Here is a 23,343-nt window from a genome sequence, read left to right as displayed (position 1 = left end):
ACCAACGAATCAACGATCCATAGACCGCTAAAACTCACTCCGGCGCCGTAGCCCGAACAGTCACCATATCGTCCATGCTCCGATCATCGTCATCATCGGGCGAAGAGGAGGAGGAAGCGGACGAAATAGAATCCAACGAACCTGCGGACGTCCGTAAAAAATCAAACGGAATAGCCTCCACCGGAAACCCCTTCTTCTCCCAAGCATCCAACCCACCCTTTAACGGCCGCACATTCCGAAACCCCTTCGCCCTCATCCGCTTCGCAATCTGCTTGGCCGTCGCTTCATTCGGACACACGCAATACACCACGACCTCGTGTTCCCGAAACATCGGATCGATTTTCCCCGACGACTCCAGGTCCAGCGGAATCGCGCCTTTAATCCGATGCGCCTCCTTCCTCCTCACCTCTTCCGGCCGGGCATCGAAAATAACGGGCGGCGCATCGGACCGCATCATTTCATCAAGCTGCTCGGGCGAGATCCGATACTTCGCGAGCCATCGACGAAACTGCATGCGCCGCGCCCATCGATACGCCAAGAACGCACCCGCCGCCATCGCGAGCACATCGAGCGCGGTCAGCCCATACGTGCGCACGAACACCAGCAAATTAGCGATTTCAGCGTTCAAGATCGCGCCGCCGAGCATCCACGCAGAAGCCCAAAGCGCAGCCCCGACCAGATCCCAGAACACGAACACGCGCACATCGATCTGCGTCGTCCCCAGCAACGGCGACGACACCAGCCCGAGCCCCGGCACGAACTTCGACAACGCGAGCAAAGGCACGCCAAACCGCTCGAACCAATGCCGCGTGGTCCGCAAAGTAGTGTCGAGAGAAAGCGAGAACCGCACGAGCGAGTTCAGAAACCGCCGGCCATACAAGCGCCCGGCGGTGAACCAAAGCGCATCGGCGATAACCACCGCGACGACCGCAGCGGCAAGCATGTGCCAGAACGAAGCCAAACCGGCCGCAACCAGACTGCCGGCCAGCACCAGCATGGGTGCAGCGGGAATGGGAACGCCAAGCTGAGTCGCGAGGACGCTAACGAACACAGCCCACGCGCCCCACGACGACACAACGGAGATCGGGACGTGCGGCAATTCGGGCTCCTTCCGGAAGGTGCGGAGCGCCGCGTGTCGGCTAAAACGAAATAAGAGAAACCAAAACAGCGCTCGGACCCGCAACTTTATCTTGAAATTGAAAATATCGCCGGATGCGCCGAACGTCATTTATCTCCTGTCTACCCCTCGATACGCGCCCGAGTCACGCCGAGCAAACCGCTCATCGCGTCACGCGCCGCCACAGAATCCCGGGCAACGATGGCATCGAAAACGGCCGTATGTTCGGCCATCGATGCATTGAAAACCTCCGCCCTCCGCGCGTTCAACCGCAACTGCGCTTCAAGCGTGCGCTCGATCAGCGTGCCGAGCGGCACCAGTAATTCATTGCAGCACGCATTCAACACGCTCAAGTGAAATCGCAAATCCGCCCGAACCCATTCATCGACATTGCGCGCTTCCAGCATCGCCCGATGCGCATCGCCTAAATGCGCCAACGACTCATCCTCATGATTCGCCGCAGCCAACGCAGCGGCATAAGGCTCGATCATTTCGCGCATTTCTTGCAGCTTCAGCGCGAACTGCAATGGTTTGGCGACGCGCGAGTACCACTCGAGCACGTCGGCGTCGAGGAGATTCCAGGCATGCCGCGGCCTCACGCGCGTCCCGATCTTCGGCCGCGATTCAATCAAGCCCTTTGATGTCAACGTGCGCAACGCCTCGCGCAGCACCGTCCGGCTGACGCCGAAACGCTCCATCAACTCGGCTTCGCGCGGCAGCGTGGAAGCAGGCGGGAAATCGCCGCGCAAAATCTCAGTGCCGAGTTCATACGCCACGCGTCCGTGCAGATCGTGCTGGATAACTTTCCCCTCGCCCAAAGTTGAAGCAATCAAAATCACGCGATTATACGGACCCTTTCCAGACAAGGCTTTCCGCCAAATAGTACTATTAATATACACATCAAACCAATTTTTGATAGCATTGAAACCCTCATTCCCCACTCACCGGAAAATCAGGAGACGCCAGCATGAAAATCACTAAACTCGAGACTTTTATCGTTCCGCCGCGCTGGTGTTTCCTGAAGATCACCACCGATGAAGGCATCGTCGGCTGGGGCGAACCGGTGGTGGAAGGCCGTGCACACACGGTGGCGGCGGCAGTCGATGAGCTGTCGGACTATCTGATCGGCAAGGATCCGCTGCTGATCGAGGACCACTGGCAAGTCATGTATCGCGCGGGGTTTTATCGCGGCGGCCCAATTGGCATGAGCGCGATTGCGGGCGTCGACCAAGCCCTGTGGGACATCAAAGGCAAACATCACGGCGTGCCCATTCACGCGTTGCTCGGCGGCCAGGTTCGCGACCGGATCAAGGTCTATTCGTGGATCGGCGGCGACCGTCCCAGTGATGTCGCGAACAACGCGCGCGCCGTCGTGGACCGCGGTTTCAAGGCGGTGAAGATGAACGGTTCGGAAGAACTGCAGATCATCGATACCTTCGACAAAGTCCAGGCCGTCATCAACAACGTGGCTGCCGTGCGTGAGGCGGTGGGACCGAATATTGGCATCGGCGTGGACTTCCACGGCCGCGTGCACAAGCCGATGGCGAAGGTGCTCGCGAAGGAACTCGATCCGTACAAGCTGCTGTTTATCGAAGAGCCGGTGTTGTCGGAGAACGTTGAAGCACTGCGGGACATCGTGAACCAGACCAGCACGCCGATCGCGCTCGGCGAGCGTTTGTATTCACGCTGGGACTTCAAGCACATCCTGGCCGGTGGTTACGTGGACATCATCCAACCGGACGCATCGCACGCGGGCGGAATTACGGAGTGCCGCAAGATTGCATCGATGGCCGAAGCCTACGACGTCGCCCTCGCCCTCCACTGCCCGCTCGGCCCGATCGCGCTGGCAACCTGTCTTCAAATCGATGCAGTCAGCTACAACGCCTTCATCCAGGAGCAAAGCCTCGGCATTCACTACAACAAGGGCAACGACCTGCTCGACTACATCAAGAATCCTGAAGTCTTCAAATACGAAGACGGCATGGTGATGATTCCGCAAGGGCCGGGCTTGGGCATCGAGGTGAACGAGGAGAAAGTGCGCGAAATGGCGAAGGTCGGGCATCGCTGGCGCAATCCCGTGTGGCGTCACGCCGATGGCAGCGTTGCAGAGTGGTGATCTGAGAATTGCGGCGCGGCGCACGATGCAATTTCGGCAGGCATCGTAGAATACGGATATTGAGACGGGAATTTCGTCTTGGTAACGTTACGTGACGTTACGTTAGGCGCCGGTGACATTTCATCCGCCCGCCCGTTACGGCACGTAAAACGCACGGAAAACGGCTTCCTTGCGGCACACGAAACCCTTGTGCCGCAAGGCTTTGCGTGATGTAACGACGCCTGGCCCGCGTCTTGCATTATCTCGCGTATGTGAGTTTGTTTCGACCCTGCGCCCGGGAAGAGCGCGACGAAGCCAGAGAGCCCAGCATGTACTACTACACCCTTCCAGACGAATTTGTCCGCACGCAGATGGCCGTCGGTGCGCTTGTGTTGTTCGGCGTGCTGCGCGTGATCTGCGCGGCGATGGGCGCCCAGCACGGCTGGCGTTTGTCGACCGTGACGCGCTGTTTTATCGGTGCGGCTGTGCTGTTCTGCTTGCCGCAACTCCTCGACGTGCTGATGTCCTCGCCCATGTCGCACAGGGCGTTCGTCGAACTTCAAGGCAAGGCGATCGGCTGTGCCCTCGCGTTGTTCTGCGCACCGATCGTGAGCCACAGGCTCGGCTACGAGTAAGTAGCGGAATCAAGCAGCCGCACTAACCCATCGATGCAAAACCCGGCACGCTGTGCGAGAGCACGGCGGCGGCGGCGAACACTCCCACAATCAGCACCGCTTCCATCCGCATCACGCCGGTGAACGTGCGCGCGTCGACCGTCGACGCGGTGCGCTGCAATCGCGGCATGACGGACCATCGGTTCATCGCGCCGAGCAGCAGCGCGGTCGCAATCAACACGCCCTTCACGACCAGCACGTGGCCCCACCCGCTCGTTTCGAGCGTTTGCGCCGATCCACCCAGCCCGCGCCACGCGTTATAGATCCCGGTGAGAATCACGAGCGATACGGCGATCACGGCCATCGTCGACATCTTCGCGGCGATGCGAATCAAAAACGCCCGCGCCAGCGACGTCCCAAGCGCCGGCAACACCCGCCACGCGCCCGCGATCACCACACCGCCCCAGACGGCCGTCGCCAGCAGATGAACGGTCTGCACACCTTCGGCGAGCGAAAACGCGCCGGCATCGGCGGCATGTCCAACCGACGCCTTGCCCGCCGCCGCCACAAGTGCGCCCACGGCGAACAGCCCTAGCCGCGGACTGCCCTTCGCGTTACCCGACATCGTCGCAAGAATCAGCAGCACGCTGCCGACGAACGCTATCGCCCAGCCCATACCGGCATGCGTGCCCGTGACAACGGTGACGACAGGCGCGAAGGCATCGAAGAGAGGCGCGCCGCTCATCGACGCCGCCTGCAGCCAGACCAGCACAAGGTCGGCGACAGCCAGCACAACCGCGCCGCCAATACTCAGGCGTCGCGCCCTCACCCAGCCGACGCGCGCAGGCGAGACAGGCGCAGTCGCGTTCTCCTTCAATAACCACATGCTCAACAACGCCCCGCCGAGCGTGCAGGCAAACGCAATGTCAGCGAGCGCTGCAATGACCACTTGAGCGAGCCAGAGCGGATCGACGCTCATAACCGCCCCTCAACGGACAGGTTCAAACTGAAAGCAAACAAGGAGTGCATTGAAGGTTCGATGAAGGGTCGATGAAGAAACAAACCGCATGGGCCAGGAACGCGAGTCTAGCGGAACGGGCACATGGAATGCACCAAGGTCCAAGGGCACCCAAGCCGTACAAAACCGACGCAAACGCCGCACAATCCATCGATACTTTGTCAAAGCCGACCGACCTCGAATCGTCACGCACGTTCAAAAACCCCTGTCGATCGGTCGCGCGGCAAATTGTCGCGTACACGTTGAAAGGTAAGTGCAACAGGGCGATGCTCAAATAGTCATCATCAGGCATCGATGATAGAATGCCGCGTCGCATCAGAGGCTCCCAGAGCCAATGTGGCAATGGTTCACCACATATTCGCACCGAGCCGAACGAAGCTCGGCAGGTCCTCGAAATTCATGGAGTGTCGCGTGTCTTCAAGACGCATCTTTCGTCCGTTGCTCGCCCCGCTAGTGGCTCTGACGCTGATCGGCAGTGCCAGCATTGCTGGCGCAGCAGAAGCTCAGGCGCCCGCTCAAGCCGCCGCCCAGCCCATGGCGCCGGACACCATGGCAGCGCGTGTGCAGGGTTGCACGGCGTGTCACGGCGTCCATGGCGAAGGCACGGACAACGACTATTTCCCGCGTCTTGCCGGCAAGCCGGCTGACTATCTGTACAACCAGTTGCAGAACTTCCGCGAAGGCCGCCGGAAGTATCCGCCCATGAACTACCTCGTCACGTATCTCTCCGACGACTACCTTCATCAGATCGCCACGTATTTCTCGGAACAACGCCCGCCGTATCCGCAGCCGGCCAAGCCGACCGTGTCGGCATCGACCGTGGCGAAAGGCCAGCAAATCGTGCTGAAAGGCGATGCAGGCCGCGGTATCCCCGCCTGCGCCGCGTGTCACGGCACCAACCTGACGGGTATGCAACCGGCCATTCCGGGTCTCGTGGGATTGCACGCCGACTACATCAGCGCGCAACTCGGCGCCTGGCGTGCAGGGTCGCGTCACGCGATAGCACCTGATTGCATGCAACAGATCGCCACCCGCCTGACCGACGACGACGTGACCTCTGTCGCCGCCTGGCTCTCCACGCAAACCGCACCGGCTAATCCGGTACCCGCGCCTGCTGGCTCGCGCAAGTTGCCGCTCGCCTGCGGCAGCGAACCGCAATAAGGCGCGAGGAGCGATAAGAATATGAAACGCAAGTCTTTGTTCGCACTCTCGGCTGTCGTAGTCGCAGCCGTCGCAGCCGCTGCCGCGCTCTGGTCCGGCGGCGACAACCTGCATTCGGGCGGCGCAGTCGCCGCCCCGCCGGCCGACCAGGCCGAGCTGATCAAACGCGGCGAATACCTCGCGCGCGCCGGCGACTGTATTGCCTGCCACACGGTTCGCGGCGGCAAGACCTTCGCTGGCGGCCTGCCCATGCTCACGCCGTTCGGCACGCTCTTCACGCCGAACATCACGCCGGACGACCAATACGGCATCGGCAAGTGGACGTCGGACGACTTCTATCGTTCGCTGCATAACGGCCGCTCGAAAGACGGTAGCCTGTTGTACCCGGCCATGCCGTTCACGGCCTACACGAAGGTCACGCGCGCCGACTCGGACGCCATCTTCGCGTTCATGCGCTCGGTTACGCCGGTCAACGAACCCAGCCGCCCGCATGAACTGCGCTTCCCGTTCAACAACCGTAACCTGCTGATCGGCTGGCGCACGTTGTTCTTCAGCGAAGGCGAGTACAAGCCGGATCCGACCAAGTCGGTGGAATGGAACCGCGGCGCGTATTTGATCGAAGGCCTGGGACACTGCAGCATGTGCCACACGTCGATCAACGCAATGGGCGGCCCGGTCAGCTCGGCAGCCTTCGGCGGCGGTCTGATCCCGCTGCAGAACTGGTATGCGCCGTCGTTGACGTCGAATAAGGAAGCCGGCCTCGGCGACTGGGACATCAAGGACATCAACGACCTGCTGAAGACCGGCGTGTCGCAGCGCGGCGCGGTGTTCGGTCCGATGGCCGAAGTGGTCCATAACAGCTTGCAGTACATGACGGACGCGGACATCAACGCCATGTCGACGTTCCTGAAGTCGATCCCGCAAAAGGGCGAAGCGCCGGAAACGATGCAGTTCGAAACATCGGCGCAGTTCGGTTCGGAGTTGCTGCAACAGGGCAAGAAGATCTACACGGAAAACTGCGCGAAGTGCCACGCGGAAAATGGTCTCGGCAAACCGCCGGCCTACCCGCCGCTCGCCACCAACCAGTCGATCCAGATGCAGTCGGCCGTGAACCCGATCCGCATGGTGCTCAACGGCGGTTATCCGCCGAGCACGGACGGCAATCCGCATCCGTATGGCATGCCGCCGTTCGCGCAATCGCTGTCGGATACGGAAGTGGCTGCGGTTGTGACGTACATCCGTATGTCGTGGGGCAACCACGGCACGCCGGTGTCGCCGCAACAGGTCAGCAACCTTCGTTCGGCGCCGCTCGACTGATCGAAGAAGCGTTTCACGCAGGTAGCGTAAAATACGCCGAAGGGCGCAAGCAGGGCGCAGGCCTCGAAGTCGGGGCTGCGCCCTTCGTCTTTTTGAGCATGGCGTGAATAAGCTGGATTTGGGTGAGCGGTCTGGATGGACCACAGGTAGCTGTAAAATGCCCGGGTCGTCCTTATTTCGCCGCGGTCTCAGCATTTCTTGAAGCAGAAAAGCGCGGCGTTGCAGACAGGATCGCAACAACGCGGTGAGGATGGTCGATGCACTTTGGTGAGCGGTTCAACAGCGTTACCCACCTCGTCGGCACGGTGCTGTCGGTGGCGGGACTCGCAACGCTCGTCACCATGGCCGCGCTGGAACGCGACCCGTACAAGATCGTCAGTTTTGCCGTGTACGGCGCCATGTTGCTCGTGCTGTACACCATTTCCACGCTGTATCACTGGGTCCGCAACCCGCGGATCAAGGCGATATTGCAAAAATGCGATCATTCGGCCATTTACTTGCTGATCGCAGGAAGTTACACACCCTTCACGCTCGTCACACTGCGCGGCCCGTGGGGCTGGTCGCTATTCGGCGTAAGCTGGGGGCTCGCCGCTCTTGGCATTGTTCAGGAACTCACGCTCGGGCGTCGAACCCGCAGCGTATCGATGGTGATTTACGTGTTGATGGGCTGGCTCGCGCTCGTAGCCATCCGTCCTCTCGTTTCGGCACTACCGCCCGCCGGCACGGCGTGGCTGCTGGCCGGTGGCTTGATCTACAGCGCCGGCATTTACTTTTTCATCAACGACGAGCGCATCCGGCACGGCCATGGCATCTGGCACCTGTTCGTGTTGGGCGGCAGCTTGTGTCAATTCGTCAGCATTGCACGCTATGTCGCGTGAGCCGGTCCTGAGGTTGCCTCAGTGACGGTACGTAATGCCTGACACGAAACGCGGAACACATTCGGCGTTTCCAATGCAACTTAACGCCAGTCAGCGTGTCTTGATAGCGCGTTGATCTTCGCGGCAACGTTCCCGGCGCTTGTCTTTTGAGCGAGCGCCCCGAACGTCATGCCGCCCGATTTCCTCGATCGTCGTACGCGCGCACCTATTTGTGCGGGCCGCCTTTTTTGGGGGCTTCAAGCGACAACGCCGGTCGGCATACCGAATCTGTGAACACTTATGTCTTTTGATTCCCTCGGCTTGTCCGAACCCTTGCTTCGCGCTGTCAACGAACTCGGCTACACGGTCCCTACTCCCATCCAGTTGCAGGCCATCCCGGCTGTGCTGAACGGCGGCGACCTGCTCGCAGGCGCGCAAACTGGCACCGGCAAGACGGCAGGCTTTACGCTGCCTATCCTGCAACGCCTGTCCGAAGCGCCCGCCCCTGCTGCAGGCGCCAAGCGGCCGGTCCGCGCGCTGATCCTCACGCCGACGCGCGAACTCGCCGCACAGGTGGAAGAAAGCGTGCGGGGTTACGGTAAATATCTGAAGCTGAAGTCGACCGTGATGTTCGGCGGTGTCGGCATCAATCCGCAAATCGATGCGTTGCGGCGCGGCGTGGATATCGTCGTGGCAACGCCGGGGCGCTTGCTCGATCACATGCAGCAGAAGACCATCGACTTGTCGAAGCTCGAGATTCTCGTGCTCGATGAGGCCGACCGCATGCTGGACATGGGTTTCATCCACGACATCAAGCGCGTGCTGGCCAAGTTGCCACCGAAGCGCCAGAACCTGCTGTTCTCGGCCACGTTCTCCGATGAAATCAAAACCCTCGCCGACAGCCTGCTCGACCGGCCGGCGCTGATCGAAGTGGCACGTCGCAATTCGACGGTCGAGGCGATCGCGCAGAAGATTCACCCCGTCGACCGCGACAAGAAGCGCGAGTTGCTCACGCATTTGATCCGTCAAAACAACTGGTTCCAGGTGCTGGTGTTCACGCGGACGAAGCATGGCGCGAACCGCCTGGCCGAGCAGTTGACGAAGGACGGCATCAGCGCGCTGGCCATTCACGGCAACAAGAGCCAGTCGGCGCGTACGCGTGCCTTGGCCGAGTTCAAGGACAACACGCTGCAAGTGCTGGTGGCGACGGATATTGCGGCGCGCGGTATCGATATCGATCAGTTGCCGCACGTCGTCAACTTCGATCTGCCTAACGTGCCGGAGGATTATGTTCACCGGATCGGCCGTACGGGTCGGGCCGGGGCGACGGGTGAGGCGCTGTCGCTGGTTTGCGTCGATGAACATCAGTTGCTGAAGGACATCGAACGCCTGATCAAGCGACCGATTCCGCAGGAAGTCATCGCAGGCTTCGAGCCGGATCCGAATCAAAAACCGGAACCGATTCTCCGACGCGGCCAGGGCGGCGGCGGCGGCGGTGCCCGTCAAGGCGCTCCGCGTCAGGGCGCGCCGAAGCAATCGAATGGCGGCCGGACGTCGGTTAAGCCGGCGAATGGTAATGGCGGTGGTGGTTACGGTGGCAATGGTGGCAACGGTTCACGCTCGCAGAAACCCGTTGCGGCGAAACCCGGTGGCAATGGCGGTGCGCCGCGCAAACCTGAGGGTTCATCACGCCCGGCTGGCGCTGCACTGCTCGGCGGCAAGCCGCGTGGTGAAGGCGCTGGCGGCGCCGGTCGGCGCGATACGCCGCGTACCGGACAGCGCGGGCGTTGAACTGCTTTGTTGCGGGTGGAAGGCGCGGGTGCGAAGCTGGCCTGCGCCTTCCGCTCGTAACGGGCGAAGGTTGATGGTTCAAGCGCCCTATTAGGTCTCGCGGAGGCAGCGCAGATTGAAAGCCCTGCTCCGACACCTTCACCTCGGAATGACTGCTCGAAAGAGCAAAACAGCGGAGCCTCAGCTCCGCTGTTTTTATTTCAGGCAGCGGCGCTCGCCGCGCGTTTGAGTACATCGACTTGTTGACGCCAACGCGCCAACACCGCCTCTCCCTGCCCTTTCGCAAACTCGAATCCGATCCCCTGCACGAGCCGCGCATAGGGCACTTTCTGCCATTCCCCGCTTTCGATCGTCGCGATAAAACACGCGACCGGCGAACCCTCCAGCGGCGCGATGCGAGCCTGGAGTTGCACCTGGAAGAAGGCTTCATCGAAGACGAAAGTCAGCGTGGCGCAACCCGTCTTCGATACCAACCGCGCCGCCCGCGACTGCGGCCACAACGAAAAACACAAGGTGCCTGGGTCCGGCGCGAACAACTCGCCGACGCTCAGCAACGACGTCCGCACGCGGCCCCCGTCTGCCGCAAGCAACGACGCCGTGAACCCCGTTTTCGTGTCGATCGACGCGCCGTCGAACAGCGTCCGCAACTCCGGAGGCCATTCGTCGAACGTGCCGTGCTCGATATTGCGATTGCCGCATGCAAGGGAATCGTTCATGTGGATCTCCGTGAAAAGACGATGGCCCGCGAAAGCGGGCCATCGATTAAACCGTGCTGAGCCGTTCGATGCAAACGCCGGCCGGCCTAGCGAAAGAAGACGTGCTGCGTGATCTTCGCGAGCGGATAGTGCACGCCGGGCTGGATTCGGGCGGGCAGATCGAGCGGCTTGAGCAACATCTTTACGCACATATCGGCCGACAAATTGCGCCGGACCAGCGCATTGACCCGCGCCGCCAGCTCGCGATTGTGAGCGGTGTCATTCGCGCGCTCCGGATAACGGATGGCAAATACATGCCGCAGTGCGATCTCGGAATCCTCATTCTTGATTTCAATTACGCGCCGCAGCAACGCGCCCAGGACAGCAAAGCGACCATTGCCTTCGATCTTGTTGTACTTCTTGAAAAAGCGGAAGAAGTGCTTGTAATGCCGGACTTCGTCGGTGCGGATGTTGTCCGTCAGTTGCTTGAGCACCGGTTCGTCCGAGCACTCGTTGATTGCCCGATACAGCGTCGCCGTACCGGTTTCGACGACACACCGCGCGACCATTTCCAGTGCGCGCGTTTTTTCGAAATCCTCGACTGAACAGGTCAGCGAATACTCGGCGAAAAAGTTCTTGAATGCCGTGTCCCAGTCGAACTCAGGCCACACATGATTGATATACGTCTTCAACGCGCGACCGTGCTGCATCTCTTCCGGTTCCCACTCATTGTTGAGCCAGTTGGAAACTTCGGGGTCGTCGTTGAAATAAGTGCTCAGGTTGCTCGTATAAAGATCGGTCCCGCTCTCGATGAACGAAGCCGCGCAAAGCAACAAGAGAAGGTGTTCGTTGGATGCCGCTTTACGCCGGTCGATCCGGGACAGGTCGATATCTTCGATCCGCCAAGGCATCACATAGGTACTGTCAGTGTGCATAAAAATCGCGCTCCCAAAGCTGTACTGAACGCGCCGTCAGCCAAACCGGCCGAAAATCAGGCAACGCCGTGAAGGTGGATCCACGACGTCCTCATGTGGTTAAAGACTTAGAGCCTGCATCTTAGCTGGGTTGCAACGAAGCTGCAGGCACGAAGAGAGACCGCTAAAGCCACATGTCAGTTCCGGATACCGCATAAATCAGCATAAATCGTACCGCCTCGGAGCACCTTGCGATAAAGCACGCCACACATGATTCCCGCCCGCTTACAGACGTATTTCGGCAAGCTGCTAATAGCGGTTGCAGCGATCGGGTTTTGCGGGCCGGTTCAGACTGGGAGTTCACGCGCAGCGCGATGGGTTCGCGATCGCTCAGCATCAAGTTTGCCATCCTCACGAGTTGCCGCGCACAAACGCGGTCCGTTCGGGGGGCTCGGCGCTCGGGCAGTCACGTAGCCGGCCATGCTATCCGTGGCGACATTCGGACGTGCAGACGTATGGACATGCGGACCATATGGCCGCGGTTTGGTCCGGACCGGTTCGTAGTTACCGCACGACGTAATACAACGTAACGAACTCATCGAGCTCCCTGGGCTACCCGAGTTCGCGAGTATCCAAGCGACGCACTTTCACGAAGCGCCTCCATCTCGCTTATGCACCGCGATATCCCAAGGCACGATGCATCATGGAGCATTGCAGGCCTGCCGGCCCTTTCCCTTACAATACGGCCACCTCACGACACTCAAGCGCACTTTTCGACGCCATGACACGAGATCCCCGCATCACCTTGAACGCACGACAGCAAGAGCTGCTCGACTGGGTGCAACGCGATGGCTTCGTGACGGTCGACGACCTTGCCACGCATTTCGACGTCACGCCACAAACCATTCGCCGCGACGTCAACTGGCTCTCCGACATGAACCTGCTGCGCCGCTATCACGGCGGCGCGAGCCTCCCGACCAGCTCGGAGAACGTCTCGTACACGGCACGCCAGCGCATGTTCCACGACGAAAAGCGTCGCATAGCCGCGCTTGTCGCTTCGCACATTCCCGATCAGGCGTCGCTTTTCATCAACCTCGGCACCACGACCGAGGAAGTCGCCCGGGCGCTGAACCGGCATCGCGGGCTGCACGTGATCACGAACAACCTCAACGTGGCAAGCATGATGAGCGGGTATCCCGAATGCGAGGTGCTCATCACCGGCGGCATTGTGCGGCCTTGGGACAAGGGCATTGTGGGTGAGCTCGCTATCGACTTCATCCGCCAGTTCAAGGTGGACTTCGCGATCATCGGCGCCTCGAGCATTGAAACCGACGGCACGCTGCGCGATTTCGATACCCGCGAAGTCCGCGTGGCAGAAGCAATCATCAAACACGCCCGCACGGTGTTCCTCGCCGCGGATCACTCCAAGTTCGGCCGCCCGGCGCTCGTGCGGCTCGGTCATCTGAGCCAGATCGACGCGCTTTTCACCGATGCTCCCACGCCGCCCGAAATGGCCCAAACGCTTGCAGAAGCGAACACGCAGGTGTTCGTGGCGGAATAGCGGCCTCACGGCCTCACTTAAAGGCCCCGCCGTTTCTGTGTGCGCTGCGACACGAACTTCACGTAATTTCTACGATTCTTCTTGTCCGCCGAACCGCTTTCGCGCCTCTAAAAAGTCAAACCCATTATTTTCCGCAAGCGTTTGGCACTCGTTCGACGCTTGCCTACAATCAAATCCCGGCAATGCCCCGCCGCTTTTGGGCGCTGCGAACCGCGCTTTGCGTCATGCGCCTGCCGGACACGAAGTTCCAGCCTCGCGCAACGTTCCTAAGTACGAGTGCCGGTCGCCGACCGGTCAAAGTGCCGTTCGATCGTCATGGAGAACACGATGCTCAGTCCGCATGAATTTGCCACGCTGCTCCTGCTGCAAGAAGCTCCCCATCAGATTGACATGGTGCGCGATGAACTCGACGCGCTGCTCGAACGCCAGCTCGTCCAGTTGGAAAAACTCGCCTCTGGACGCCAGATGTGGAGCCTGACCGCTTCCGGCGATTCCACGATCAAGGCAATCAAACGGTTCTCGTAAATCCGCGGTCCTCATCAATTTCCGCTCGCGCGGCGCTTGAATCCGGCCGCCCACGAGCGGAATAACCAGCGAGCCAGCGTTAGCCTGCGCGCAACGTCGGATCGACGGCTGAGCGCCAGCTAAGCGCTTGCGCGCGCTGATCGGCGAAAAACGTGGCCCACGCACTTTGCGCCTCCGTTGTGCGGCTAGCCGCAAACGCCGTGTACCGACCCGCGATACCCGCCTGAAACGCGCAAAACTGCTCTTTTGGCAACTTGCCTCTCTTCTGCGCGACATAAGCGTCGAAAAGCGCGGAATACACGCCCTGCGCGTCCGTGCCGTAATCGACTGCGGTGGTCCCGCACATAGACTGGAGCGCGGCCAGTGACGGCGCCCCCCTCGACCCCGAAACGTCCGGCGTGGATATGCATCCGCCCAGCATCAGCGCGCCAAGCGCACCGGCAACAAACATTTTTCGCATTACATCAACTCCTCATTTCCAGTGGCTACAGTATCGGTCGACGGTCCGCTTCGCGCCACTCGGCCGAACGGCCTATGAGCCGAAATACGACCTCGACCTGCACTTTTCCGGCGAAACGCAGCGTTAACCGAGCGTTAGCCAATCAGTCGACTTTACATTTTCGTTTTTGTTCGTTAAATTTCGAATTCGAACATTATTATGTTGTGACCGAGTTTTTGTTGGTGGCCATGGGGCGGACAAGCGATGCAAGGCAATCTTTATGATGTGCTCGTGGTGGGCGGCGGGGTCAACGGAACGGGCATCGCGCGCGACGCCGCCGGCCGGGGCCTCACCGTCATGCTGTGTGAGAAGGACGACCTGGCTTCGCACACCTCGTCGTCGAGTACGAAGCTCATTCACGGCGGGCTGCGTTATCTCGAGTACGGCGAATACCGGCTTGTGCGCAAGGCGCTTCAGGAGCGCGAAGTATTGCTGCGCGCGGCGCCGCACATCATGTGGCCGCTGCGTTTCGTGATGCCGCACATGCCCAACCTGCGTCCCGCCTGGATGATTCGCGCGGGCCTCTTTCTCTACGATCACCTCGCGCGCCGCGAGTTGCTGCCCGGTTCCAGGGGTATCGACATGCGCCGGCACCCGGCGGGCGCACCGCTTATCGACTCGATCAAGCGCGGTTTTGTCTATTCCGACGGCTGGGTGGACGACGCGCGGCTCGTCGCGCTAAACGCGCTCGATGCGCAGGAACACGGTGCGGTGATCAAGACGCGCACGCGGCTGGTGAGTGCTCATCGCAGCGAAGGTGTTTGGCGTGCCACGCTCGCCGACAACCACGGCGCGACTTTCGACGTGCGGGCGCGCTCCATCGCGAACGCTGCCGGACCGTGGGTCAGCGACCTGCTCAAGGACTCGCTCAACAGCAACACGCATACGCGTCACACCGTCCGGCTGGTCAAGGGAAGCCACATTGTGACCCGGCGTCTCTTTGAACACGACCACGCCTACATTTTCCAGAACCCGGACAAGCGCATCATTTTCGCGATTCCGTACGAGCACGAGTACACGCTGATCGGGACGACAGACCTCGAGTATCACGGCGACGCGTCGAAGGTCGCCATCAGCCCGCAAGAAACCGCTTACCTCTGCGACTCCATCAATCGCTATTTCAAGAAGCACATCAGCCCGGCGGATGTCTGCTGGACCTATGCCGGCGTACGCGGCCTGCTCGAGGACGAAAACGCCGAGAACGCGTCGGCGGTCACGCGCGATTACCTGCTTGAACTCGATACGCCCGCGAACGAAGCGCCGTTGTTGTCGGTGTTCGGCGGCAAGATCACCACGTTCCGCAAGCTGGCGGAAGAAGCCGTCGACAAGCTGGGCGAAGCGCTTCAATCGCCGGCCCGGAGTAAAACGTGGACGGAAGGCGCGCCGCTGCCGGGTGGCGATATCGCCAATGCCAGCTTCGAGGTTTTCCTCACCGCGTTCAAGCAGCGCAATCGCTGGCTGCCGGGCGAGCTTGCGCATCGCTATGCGCGGGCTTACGGTACCCGGGTCCAAAAGCTGCTCGGCGATGCCGGTTCCCTGCCCGATCTCGGTGAAGCCATCGCGCCGGGGCTGTACGAAGCGGAACTCCGCTATCTGCGTGACAACGAATGGGCAACCTGCGCCGACGACGTGCTGTGGCGCCGCTCGAAACTCGGCCTGCATATGGAGCGCGGGACGCTGGATGACGTGATTCGCCGCATCGATGGGTGGTTTGCGAGCACGCGGGAAGCGGAGCCTTCGGTGACTGCATCGATTCCAACTCGCACCGTCGTGTGACGCGGCGTTGAACGCTGAAACGCCTCAAACATTTCCACGAATGCCTACCCTGCTGCACCTGATAACGGTGTGACGATATCTTCGTTTGACGCGGGTTAAGCCGATGCTAGTCTTGCCTTCACTCATTTCCGCGCCGTTTCGCGGGTCCATCCGATTGGAGGCTCATCATGGTTGCACCGGCTTATTCATCGCTGGAACTCGTGCGCGAGTCGTTCGATGCGCACGCGCCGGCCGAACTCGCCGAGGCAACACAGGCGGCGTCGGCTCATCAAACCGACGTGCAGGAAGCGAACGACGCGCTCGAACATCTCGTCGGTGTGAATCTGGCGCGGCTGCGCGCTGAACGGCAACTCTCGCTCGATGCCCTCGCCCGTGCGTCCGGCGTATCGCGGGCGATGCTGGCGCAGATTGAATCCGGGCGCAGCGTGCCGTCCATCAAGGTTCTCCACAAGATCGCGAGCGCGCTGAAGGTATCGGTGGCGGCGTTTCTTCGACGCCACGCGACCAATGGCATCGAATACTTGCCGGCTGAACAGGCTACGCGCCTCGTGACGTCGAATGGACGCTTCTCGGCCCGGCCGCTGTTTCCGCTGAACGCGCCGGCATCGGCGGAATTCCACGAACTCCGGATCGCGCCGCTGCATACCGAATCGGGCAGTGCGCACCCACCCGGCACAAGCATCAATCTGGTCGTAAGCGACGGCACGCTGGAAATCCGCGTGCATGACCGGACGCAATTGCTGGCCACGGGCGACGCCATCGTGTTCGACGCCGATCAGCCCCACGCCCTGCGCAATCCCGGCAACACGGAGGCGCGTGCGTACCAGGTAACGGTGAATGCGGAAACGCCGCCGCGCTGGCACGTTCCCGCCGATTCACGTCGTATCGACGATGCCAGCTAGACCCCGTTGCCACCAAGCTAGAGGGGTGCGGTTCTGCAACATCGGCGTGTCTGTTGTATCCTGAAATCCAGTCGCGATTTTTAAGTGTTTAGCGACAAGTCAGTACGTCTTCAGGGCGGGGTGCAATTCCCCACCGGCGGTATGCGTTTCGGCGAAAGCCGTCCGCGAGCCCGCGAGCGCCCGTGAAAATGGCTCGTTTTTGCAAGTGCGTAGCCACGCCACGGGGTCAGCAGATCTGGTGAGATGCCAGAGCCGACGGTCATAGTCCGGATGGAAGAAGATGTGCAGACGGTCATGTCCGTTTCGCGTGTTTGCCGCGGCGTTTGTGCGTCCGCGTCGAACGGGCGCTGTCGAGTAGACGGCGCTGAGCGCGTGTCGTTCTGTCTGTTTGCAATGCCCTGAAACGTTTTTCGCCCCATTTCTTTTGCGAGAGCGTTTCACCCATGTCCGACTCAGTTTCCAGCCTTACCTCCCCAGCCACCGCGTTTGCCGATCTTGCGCAACTTCGTGCAGGCGATTCTTCCGTCGCCATCCCTCCCCGAATAGCCGCTGCCCTGCAAGCGTTGCGCGAAGGCCGCGCGGTCGCCTTGCTCGACGACGACGATCGCGAGAACGAAGCCGACCTGATTTATGCGGCGGAAAAACTCGACGTCGAAGGCATGGCGCTGATGATCCGCGAGTGCAGCGGCATCGTGTGCCTGTGCCTGCCGGACGAAACCGTTCGCGCCCTGCACTTGCCGCCGATGGTCGCCGACAACGGCAGCAAATACGGCACGGCGTTCACGGTATCGATAGAAGCACGCGAAGGCGTGACGACGGGCGTATCGGCGGCGGACCGGCTGACCACGATCCGCGCCGCGATTGCCGATAACGCCAAAGCCGGCGACATCGTCAGTCCCGGCCATGTGTTCCCGTTGCGTGCGCAACCGGGCGGCGTGCTGACCCGGCGCGGCCATACGGAAGGTACGGTCGATCTCACGATCCTCGCCGGTTTGAGGCCGGCCGGCGTGCTGTGCGAACTCATGAATCCGGACGGGACGATGGCGCGCGGTGCGCAGATCGATGCGTTCGTGAAGGAGCGCAACATTCCGGTGCTGACCATCGCCGAACTGGCCGATTTCCGGATGGCGCTCGCCGCCGCGCGAGAACTGGCGGAAGAAACGGTTTAAGGGCGAAAGGCTCCGTTCAACGGAGTACTCAAAGCAATGAAAAACGCGGCCTGAAGTGAAGGGCCGCGTTTTTCATTTGGGTATCGTGGGAAGGCTGAAAAGGAAAACTCACTCCCGCTCCGCCTTCAAATCCGCCCCGAATTTCCTGTAAAGCCAAACCGAACACGTCGCCGCCGTAGCCGTATAAAGCAGCGTGGCCACGCTCTGAACCACCAGCAAACCCACGGTCAGGCTACCGATCGAGCTTGCCGCCACCAGCATTTCCGCGATGATCGACAACACCGTCGCAATCGCCACGATCGGCAAGATCGCGACCAGGGCGGTCGTCGAGATGACCCAGAAGTGCCCGCGCGTAGCCTCCCACGCGGCGCGCCATTGCAGCCGGCCGCCCGCGGCGGTGTGCGGAAACAGCAAGGAGAGCCGCGCCGACACGTAACTCACGCCGCACACGGCCAGCACCGCGAGCGTGGCGGCGGCGGCCATCGAAGTGCCGCTGGATAATCCCGCCAGCCGCAGCCCGTTCCAGGCGATCACCACCGCGATCGTCGCGGCCACGTAGGCCGCAACCAGCACGATGCAGAGCAGGAAATAGCGCCGAAAACCGGCGTCCCAGAGGCGCGTAGATGGCGTGGAAGAGTCCGCGCCGGGCTCGAGGTTCAGGGTCATCGCAAAGCGGATCACCTGAACGGCCAATGCCGCGAGCACCAGGCACTGCACAAACGAGATGCCGAGCGACGTGGCCGAATAGCCGAGCGCGGCGGCTTGAGTGGCGCCGCCCGCGGTCATCGAAGAAGACAGGAAAGCATCCGATGCCGGCGCCGAAAGCTGCACTTCGTACCCGGCGATTCCCGTCGCGAGCACGGCCACGAATACCAGCAGAAAGAGTACTGGCATGTGTCGCAGGGCGGAGGCGGCGTCGCGCCATGCGCCCTTCAGGCATTGGCTCAGCGTGATGTCTTCCATAAAACCTCGGTCGAAAAGCGTGATGAAGCGATAAGCCGCGGACGCGGCTCGCACGACACGCTAGTCGGTTGAGGTCGCCGGGTCAACAACCGGCGGATACTGCTGTGCGGCCGCGTGCATCACGAGATCGAACCGAATCGAATCGAATTGAAGCCAATCAAATCGCATCCGCCGCCCGCGCACCCGCCCCTGCCCCGCCGCGATCGAGCCGAGCCGCGTACCACGTGACCCCAAGCGCGACCACGGCCACCACAGCCGCGACCCACGGCAACGAATCCAGCGGATGCCCTTGCTGCAACACCACGCCGCCAAGCCACGCGCCGCCAGCATTGCCCAGGTTGAACGCACCGATGTTCAGCGTCGACGCCAGATTCGGCGCGTGTTTCGCCTTCTCGACCACGCGTGTCTGCAGCGGCGGCACGGTCGCGAACGCGGCGATACCCCAGATAAAGATCGTGACGGCCGCCAGCACCTGGTTGCGGCTGGTCTTCGTGAACACCGCCATGATGATGGCGAGCGCGACCAGGATTCCCATCAGCGAAGGCATCAGCGCGCGATCCGCCAGCTTGCCGCCGATCGTGTTGCCAATCGTCAGACCGACGCCGAACAGCACGAGCACCAGCGTGACGCCGTGCGGCGAAAACCCGCTGACCTGTTCGAGAATCGGCGCAATGTAGGTGAACACGACAAACACGCCGCCGAAGCCGAGCACGGTCATCGCCAAGGCGAGCCAGACTTGGCGGTCCCTCAGCACGCGCAATTCGTGGCCGAAGTTCGACGGTCCCGAATCGTGCTTGTTCGGCACGAGCGCGGCCACGCCGACCAGTGACACCACGCCCAGCACGGCCACGATCCAGAAAGTCGCGCGCCAGCCGAATTCCTGCCCAATAAACGTCCCGAACGGCACGCCCAGCACGTTTGCGAGCGTGAGCCCGGTGAACATCAGCGCAATTGCGCTCGCCCGCTTTTCAGCGGGAACCAGCGACGCCGCGACCACCGCGCCGATGCCAAAAAACGAGCCGTGCGCGAACGAGGTCACCACGCGCGCGATCATCAGCATCGAATAGCCGGGTGCAACGGCGCAAAGCACATTGCCAACGATAAACACGCCCATCAGCAATTGCAGCGCGAGCTTGCGCGGCATCTTTGCCGTCAGCACGGCGAGCAGCGGCGCGCCCACGGCCACGCCGAGCGCGTAGCCGGTGACGAGAAAACCCGCCGATGGAATCGATACAGCCAGATCGCGAGCCACGTCAGGCAGCAGCCCCATGATCACGAACTCGGTCGTGCCGATGGCAAATGCGCTGATGGCGAGCGCCAGAAGTGGAATAGGCATGGAAATCCCCTTAGTTTGAGAATGCGGAAAGCGTGGAAAGCGCCGTCACGAATTCGACGACCACGCCCGGCGCGAGCTGCACGAACAATTGCTGCTCCCGGGCGAGCGGAACTTCGGCTTCGGAAAACGGAATCGCGTGTTCGCGCAAACGCGCGAGCAACGCCCGCCATTCGACCGCGCCGCTTACACGCAAGGCGAGATGATCGATGCGCGTGGCCGCCCGGCCACCAGGCGGCGAGGCGAGCACCGAACCGCTTTCGATCAGATGCACGGCGGGCGCGCCTTCGAGATAAAGCCAGTGGCCGCCTATACCGAACGGCGGGCGCGGGCCGACCGTCATGCCGGCTATATCGACGAGAAAATGGCGGATCGGCTCGCAATCCGGAGTGACGATCGTGACGTGATCAAGTTTCATCGGGGTTGGCGCGTCATGGACCGCCCGTAACTGGACTACATGACCGCTAATACGCTGCAATGCACCAAATTCTGCGCGCCGAGAGCCATTTTGATAATTGGCGTAGCATTTGAAGCATTGTCAAAAGCAAATTGAGAATGACGATGGATCGACTCGGCGACATGCGCCTGTTCGTAGAAACGGCGGCGCTCGGCAGTTTGTCCGCGGCCGGGCGCAAGCTCGGCTTGTCGCCGGCGGCGGCAAGCGCGCGGCTGCTCAAGCTGGAGAAATCCCTCACCGCGCGTCTGTTCGAGCGCACCACGCGCCAACTCAGGCTCACCGACGAAGGCCGGCTCTATCTGCAGCACTGCCGGATTGCGCTACAAGCCATCGACGACGGCGAAGCCGCGCTGCACGCCGGCCAGAACCTCGTGCGCGGCAAGGTGCGGATCTCGGCCACATCGGATTTCGGCCGCAACCTGCTGTGCCATTGGCTCGATGAATTCAGCCGCCTGCATCCCGATGTGAGTTTTTCGCTGACGCTGTCGGATTCGGTGTCGAATCTGCTGCTAGACGATATCGATCTGGCGATCCGCTTCAATCGGCCGTCTGAGGGCAATCTCATCGCGCGGCGGCTGGCGCCGAACCGGCGTGTGCTGTGTGCATCGCCGCAATATCTGGCTCGGCACGGCGAACCGAAAACGCCCGCCGATCTCGCCACGCACACGTTCACGGTGCTCGTGACATCGACGGCCACGTTCAACGAGTTCCAGTTCGTGCGCGGCGGCGAGCGTTTCACCCACACCGTGCCGCTTGACGACGCCTGGGAAACCAACGACGGCGCGCTGTCCCGCGCGTGGGCGCTGGCGGGCCAGGGCATTGCACACAAATCGATCTGGGATATAGCCGCCGATGTCCGCTCCGGCGCGCTAAAAATTTTGCTGGCAGACTGGTGTTCGAACGAGGCAGCGGTCCACGCCGTGTACCACTGCAACCGGTATATGGCGCCGCGTGTGCGGGTGCTGCTGGATTTCCTGATCGAACGCTTCGCCCGCGCGACCGCGGAATTGCTCGGCGACCTTGCCTATCCGCCCGGGCAGGCGGGTCACGAACTCGAGCGGACGCTATAATAGTCAGTTACGCGGCGTGCGATTCCTGACGAGTTTCAAGCAGGAAATCGCCTGAAAGCCCACAAAAATCCCTTCAACGCATCAAAAACCGCGCCCCCAGACTAATCACTGCGACCGGCGAAATTCATGACCAAGAAAGTGTATGTAAAGACCTTTGGCTGCCAGATGAACGAGTACGACTCCGACAAAATGGTCGACGTACTCGGAGCAGCCAATGGCCTCACCCAGACGTTCACGCCAGAAGACGCCGACGTCATTCTCTTCAACACGTGTTCGGTGCGCGAAAAAGCGCAGGAAAAGGTCTTCTCGGATCTCGGCCGCGTGCGCGAATTGAAGGAAGCGAATCCGGACCTGATTATTGGCGTGGGCGGTTGCGTGGCGAGTCAGGAAGGCGCGGCTATTGTTTCTCGTGCGCCGTACGTGGACTTGGTGTTCGGCCCGCAAACTTTGCATCGTCTGCCGGACATGATCGCCAAGCGCCGTTCCAGCGGGCGCTCGCAAGTCGATATCTCGTTCCCCGAAATCGAAAAGTTCGATCATCTGCCGCCGGCGCGCGTCGATGGCCCGAGCGCGTTTGTTTCCATCATGGAAGGCTGCAGCAAGTACTGCAGCTATTGCGTCGTGCCCTACACGCGCGGCGAAGAAGTATCGCGGCCGCTGGATGACGTGCTGACCGAAATCGCCGGCCTCGCCGATCAAGGCGTGCGCGAAGTCACCATGCTTGGGCAGAACGTGAATGCGTATCGCGGACCGGTGACGCAGCATTCCGCCGACATCGCCGATTTCGCCACGCTGATCGAATACGTGGCGGAGATTCCGGGTATCGAGCGGATTCGCTACACCACGTCGCATCCGAAGGAATTCACGCAGCGCCTGATCGACACGTACGCGAAGGTGCCCAAGCTCGTGAGCCACTTGCACTTGCCCGTGCAGCATGGTTCCGACCGCATTCTGATGGCGATGAAACGCGGTTATACGGTGCTCGAATACAAATCGGTGATTCGCAGGTTGCGCGCAATCCGGCCGGATTTGTCGCTGTCGACGGACATGATCGTCGGGTTCCCCGGCGAGACCGAGGACGATTTCCAGAAGATGATGAAGCTCATCGACGAAATGAGCTACGACACCAGTTTCTCGTTCATCTACAGCCCGCGTCCCGGCACGCCGGCGGCGAATCTCCACGACGACACCCCGCGCGAAGTGAAGCTCAAGCGCCTGCAACATTTGCAGGCCACCATCGAGGCGAATGTGACGAAGATCAGCAATTCCATGCTGGGGTCGGTGCAGCGCATTCTGGTGGAAGGCCCGTCGCGCAAGGACCCGAGCGAACTCGCCGGACGCACGGAGAATAATCGGGTGGTGAATTTTCCGGCGCCGATCTCGTCGCACAAGCGGCTGATCGGCCAGATGGTCGATGTGGAAATCAACGTGGCGTATCCGCATTCGTTGCGCGGCGAACTGGTTTTGACGCCCGCGACGACTCACTAAACCGCAGCTTCGACAGGAACC

Annotated in this window: 22 protein-coding genes and 1 riboswitch; of the genes, 13 read left to right on the top strand and 9 right to left on the bottom strand. The window is 61.3% G+C overall.

The features are described 5' to 3' along the window. Positions 1-34: 34 nt before the first annotated feature. Complete coding sequence (locus EOS_RS29935; protein ID WP_047895861.1) at positions 35-1,099, bottom strand: DedA family protein/thiosulfate sulfurtransferase GlpE; 1,065 nt, start codon at positions 1,097-1,099, stop codon at positions 35-37. 140 nt (positions 1,100-1,239) lie between these two features. Beyond that, positions 1,240-1,953, bottom strand: coding sequence for a FadR/GntR family transcriptional regulator (locus EOS_RS29930; RefSeq protein WP_047895860.1), 714 nt, complete (start codon positions 1,951-1,953; stop codon positions 1,240-1,242). A 131-nt stretch (positions 1,954-2,084) separates the two neighbouring features. Between EOS_RS29930 and dgoD the strand changes: the two genes are divergently transcribed. Both dgoD and EOS_RS29920 read left to right on the top strand, forming a co-directional pair. Beyond that, complete coding sequence (gene dgoD, locus EOS_RS29925) at positions 2,085-3,233, top strand: galactonate dehydratase (RefSeq protein WP_047895817.1); 1,149 nt, start codon at positions 2,085-2,087, stop codon at positions 3,231-3,233. Positions 3,234-3,541: 308 nt separating this feature from the next. Then, entirely contained in the window at positions 3,542-3,847 is a 306-nt protein-coding gene (locus tag EOS_RS29920) for a hypothetical protein (RefSeq protein WP_047895816.1), read from the top strand. A 22-nt stretch (positions 3,848-3,869) separates the two neighbouring features. On the opposite strand, the gene EOS_RS29915 is transcribed toward EOS_RS29920, so the two are convergent. Further along, positions 3,870-4,805: a CopD family protein gene (locus EOS_RS29915; RefSeq protein ID WP_047895815.1), complete on the bottom strand. Its 936-nt coding sequence runs from the start codon at positions 4,803-4,805 to the stop codon at positions 3,870-3,872. 438 nt (positions 4,806-5,243) lie between these two features. Here EOS_RS29915 and EOS_RS29905 point away from each other — a divergent pair, with 438 nt between their 5' ends. From EOS_RS29905 to EOS_RS29890, 4 genes are all read left to right on the top strand, one after another. Then, positions 5,244-6,005: a c-type cytochrome gene (locus EOS_RS29905; protein ID WP_047895813.1), complete on the top strand. Its 762-nt coding sequence runs from the start codon at positions 5,244-5,246 to the stop codon at positions 6,003-6,005. Positions 6,006-6,026: 21 nt separating this feature from the next. Continuing rightward, a complete protein-coding gene (locus EOS_RS29900; protein ID WP_047895812.1) occupies positions 6,027-7,322 on the top strand; it encodes a c-type cytochrome in 1,296 nt (431 codons plus the stop codon). A gap of 257 nt (positions 7,323-7,579) precedes the next feature. Continuing rightward, positions 7,580-8,200: a PAQR family membrane homeostasis protein TrhA gene (gene trhA / locus EOS_RS29895; protein ID WP_047895811.1), complete on the top strand. Its 621-nt coding sequence runs from the start codon at positions 7,580-7,582 to the stop codon at positions 8,198-8,200. Positions 8,201-8,479: 279 nt separating this feature from the next. Then, positions 8,480-9,970 (top strand): DEAD/DEAH box helicase, encoded by a 1,491-nt coding sequence (locus tag EOS_RS29890; RefSeq protein ID WP_047895810.1) that lies wholly within the window; start codon positions 8,480-8,482, stop codon positions 9,968-9,970. 200 nt (positions 9,971-10,170) lie between these two features. On the opposite strand, the gene EOS_RS29885 is transcribed toward EOS_RS29890, so the two are convergent. Beyond that, positions 10,171-10,686, bottom strand: coding sequence for a hypothetical protein (locus EOS_RS29885; RefSeq protein WP_047895809.1), 516 nt, complete (start codon positions 10,684-10,686; stop codon positions 10,171-10,173). Between the two features lie 86 nt (positions 10,687-10,772). Continuing rightward, positions 10,773-11,600 carry a ferritin-like domain-containing protein gene (locus tag EOS_RS29880; protein WP_047895808.1) on the bottom strand — a complete coding sequence of 276 codons (828 nt, stop codon included), beginning with the start codon at positions 11,598-11,600 and terminating at the stop codon, positions 10,773-10,775. Positions 11,601-12,360: 760 nt separating this feature from the next. Between EOS_RS29880 and EOS_RS29875 the strand changes: the two genes are divergently transcribed. Next, entirely contained in the window at positions 12,361-13,140 is a 780-nt protein-coding gene (locus EOS_RS29875; protein ID WP_047895807.1) for a DeoR/GlpR family DNA-binding transcription regulator, read from the top strand. 327 nt (positions 13,141-13,467) lie between these two features. After that, positions 13,468-13,665 (top strand): hypothetical protein, encoded by a 198-nt coding sequence (locus EOS_RS29870; protein ID WP_047895806.1) that lies wholly within the window; start codon positions 13,468-13,470, stop codon positions 13,663-13,665. A gap of 79 nt (positions 13,666-13,744) precedes the next feature. Here the strand turns inward: EOS_RS29870 and EOS_RS29865 are convergent, their stop codons facing one another. Then, a complete protein-coding gene (locus EOS_RS29865) occupies positions 13,745-14,125 on the bottom strand; it encodes a hypothetical protein (RefSeq protein WP_047895805.1) in 381 nt (126 codons plus the stop codon). A 243-nt stretch (positions 14,126-14,368) separates the two neighbouring features. Between EOS_RS29865 and glpD the strand changes: the two genes are divergently transcribed. The 3 genes from glpD to ribB all read left to right on the top strand — a co-directional run bounded on the left by glpD (position 14,369) and on the right by ribB (position 18,011). Beyond that, a complete protein-coding gene (glpD, locus tag EOS_RS29860; protein WP_047895804.1) occupies positions 14,369-15,940 on the top strand; it encodes a glycerol-3-phosphate dehydrogenase in 1,572 nt (523 codons plus the stop codon). Between the two features lie 167 nt (positions 15,941-16,107). Further along, entirely contained in the window at positions 16,108-16,842 is a 735-nt protein-coding gene (locus tag EOS_RS29855) for a helix-turn-helix domain-containing protein (RefSeq protein WP_047895803.1), read from the top strand. 102 nt (positions 16,843-16,944) lie between these two features. Continuing rightward, a riboswitch (FMN riboswitch) is annotated at positions 16,945-17,128 on the top strand. Positions 17,129-17,285: 157 nt separating this feature from the next. Next, on the top strand, positions 17,286-18,011 hold the full coding sequence (ribB, locus tag EOS_RS29850; RefSeq protein ID WP_047895802.1) for a 3,4-dihydroxy-2-butanone-4-phosphate synthase: 726 nt from the start codon (positions 17,286-17,288) through the stop codon (positions 18,009-18,011). A 108-nt stretch (positions 18,012-18,119) separates the two neighbouring features. Here the strand turns inward: ribB and EOS_RS29845 are convergent, their stop codons facing one another. The 3 genes from EOS_RS29845 to EOS_RS29835 form a co-directional block, all read right to left on the bottom strand. Beyond that, positions 18,120-18,974, bottom strand: coding sequence for a hypothetical protein (locus EOS_RS29845; protein ID WP_152693193.1), 855 nt, complete (start codon positions 18,972-18,974; stop codon positions 18,120-18,122). A 157-nt stretch (positions 18,975-19,131) separates the two neighbouring features. Continuing rightward, the gene (locus EOS_RS29840; protein WP_047895800.1) at positions 19,132-20,310 is read right to left on the bottom strand and encodes an MFS transporter; all 1,179 of its coding nucleotides are present in this window, start codon (positions 20,308-20,310) and stop codon (positions 19,132-19,134) included. A gap of 10 nt (positions 20,311-20,320) precedes the next feature. Beyond that, positions 20,321-20,725 (bottom strand): VOC family protein, encoded by a 405-nt coding sequence (locus EOS_RS29835; RefSeq protein ID WP_047895799.1) that lies wholly within the window; start codon positions 20,723-20,725, stop codon positions 20,321-20,323. 143 nt (positions 20,726-20,868) lie between these two features. Here EOS_RS29835 and EOS_RS29830 point away from each other — a divergent pair, with 143 nt between their 5' ends. Further along, on the top strand, positions 20,869-21,834 hold the full coding sequence (locus EOS_RS29830; protein WP_407639193.1) for a LysR family transcriptional regulator: 966 nt from the start codon (positions 20,869-20,871) through the stop codon (positions 21,832-21,834). 126 nt (positions 21,835-21,960) lie between these two features. Further along, positions 21,961-23,322 (top strand): tRNA (N6-isopentenyl adenosine(37)-C2)-methylthiotransferase MiaB, encoded by a 1,362-nt coding sequence (gene miaB / locus EOS_RS29825; RefSeq protein ID WP_047895797.1) that lies wholly within the window; start codon positions 21,961-21,963, stop codon positions 23,320-23,322. The last annotated feature ends 21 nt before the right edge of the window (positions 23,323-23,343 follow it).

The sequence above is a fragment of the Caballeronia mineralivorans PML1(12) genome, assembly GCF_001028175.1.
Lineage (GTDB): Bacteria > Pseudomonadota > Gammaproteobacteria > Burkholderiales > Burkholderiaceae > Caballeronia > Caballeronia mineralivorans.
Note: the sequence above shows the minus strand (reverse complement) of the source record. Positions and strands in the feature narration are given on the sequence as shown.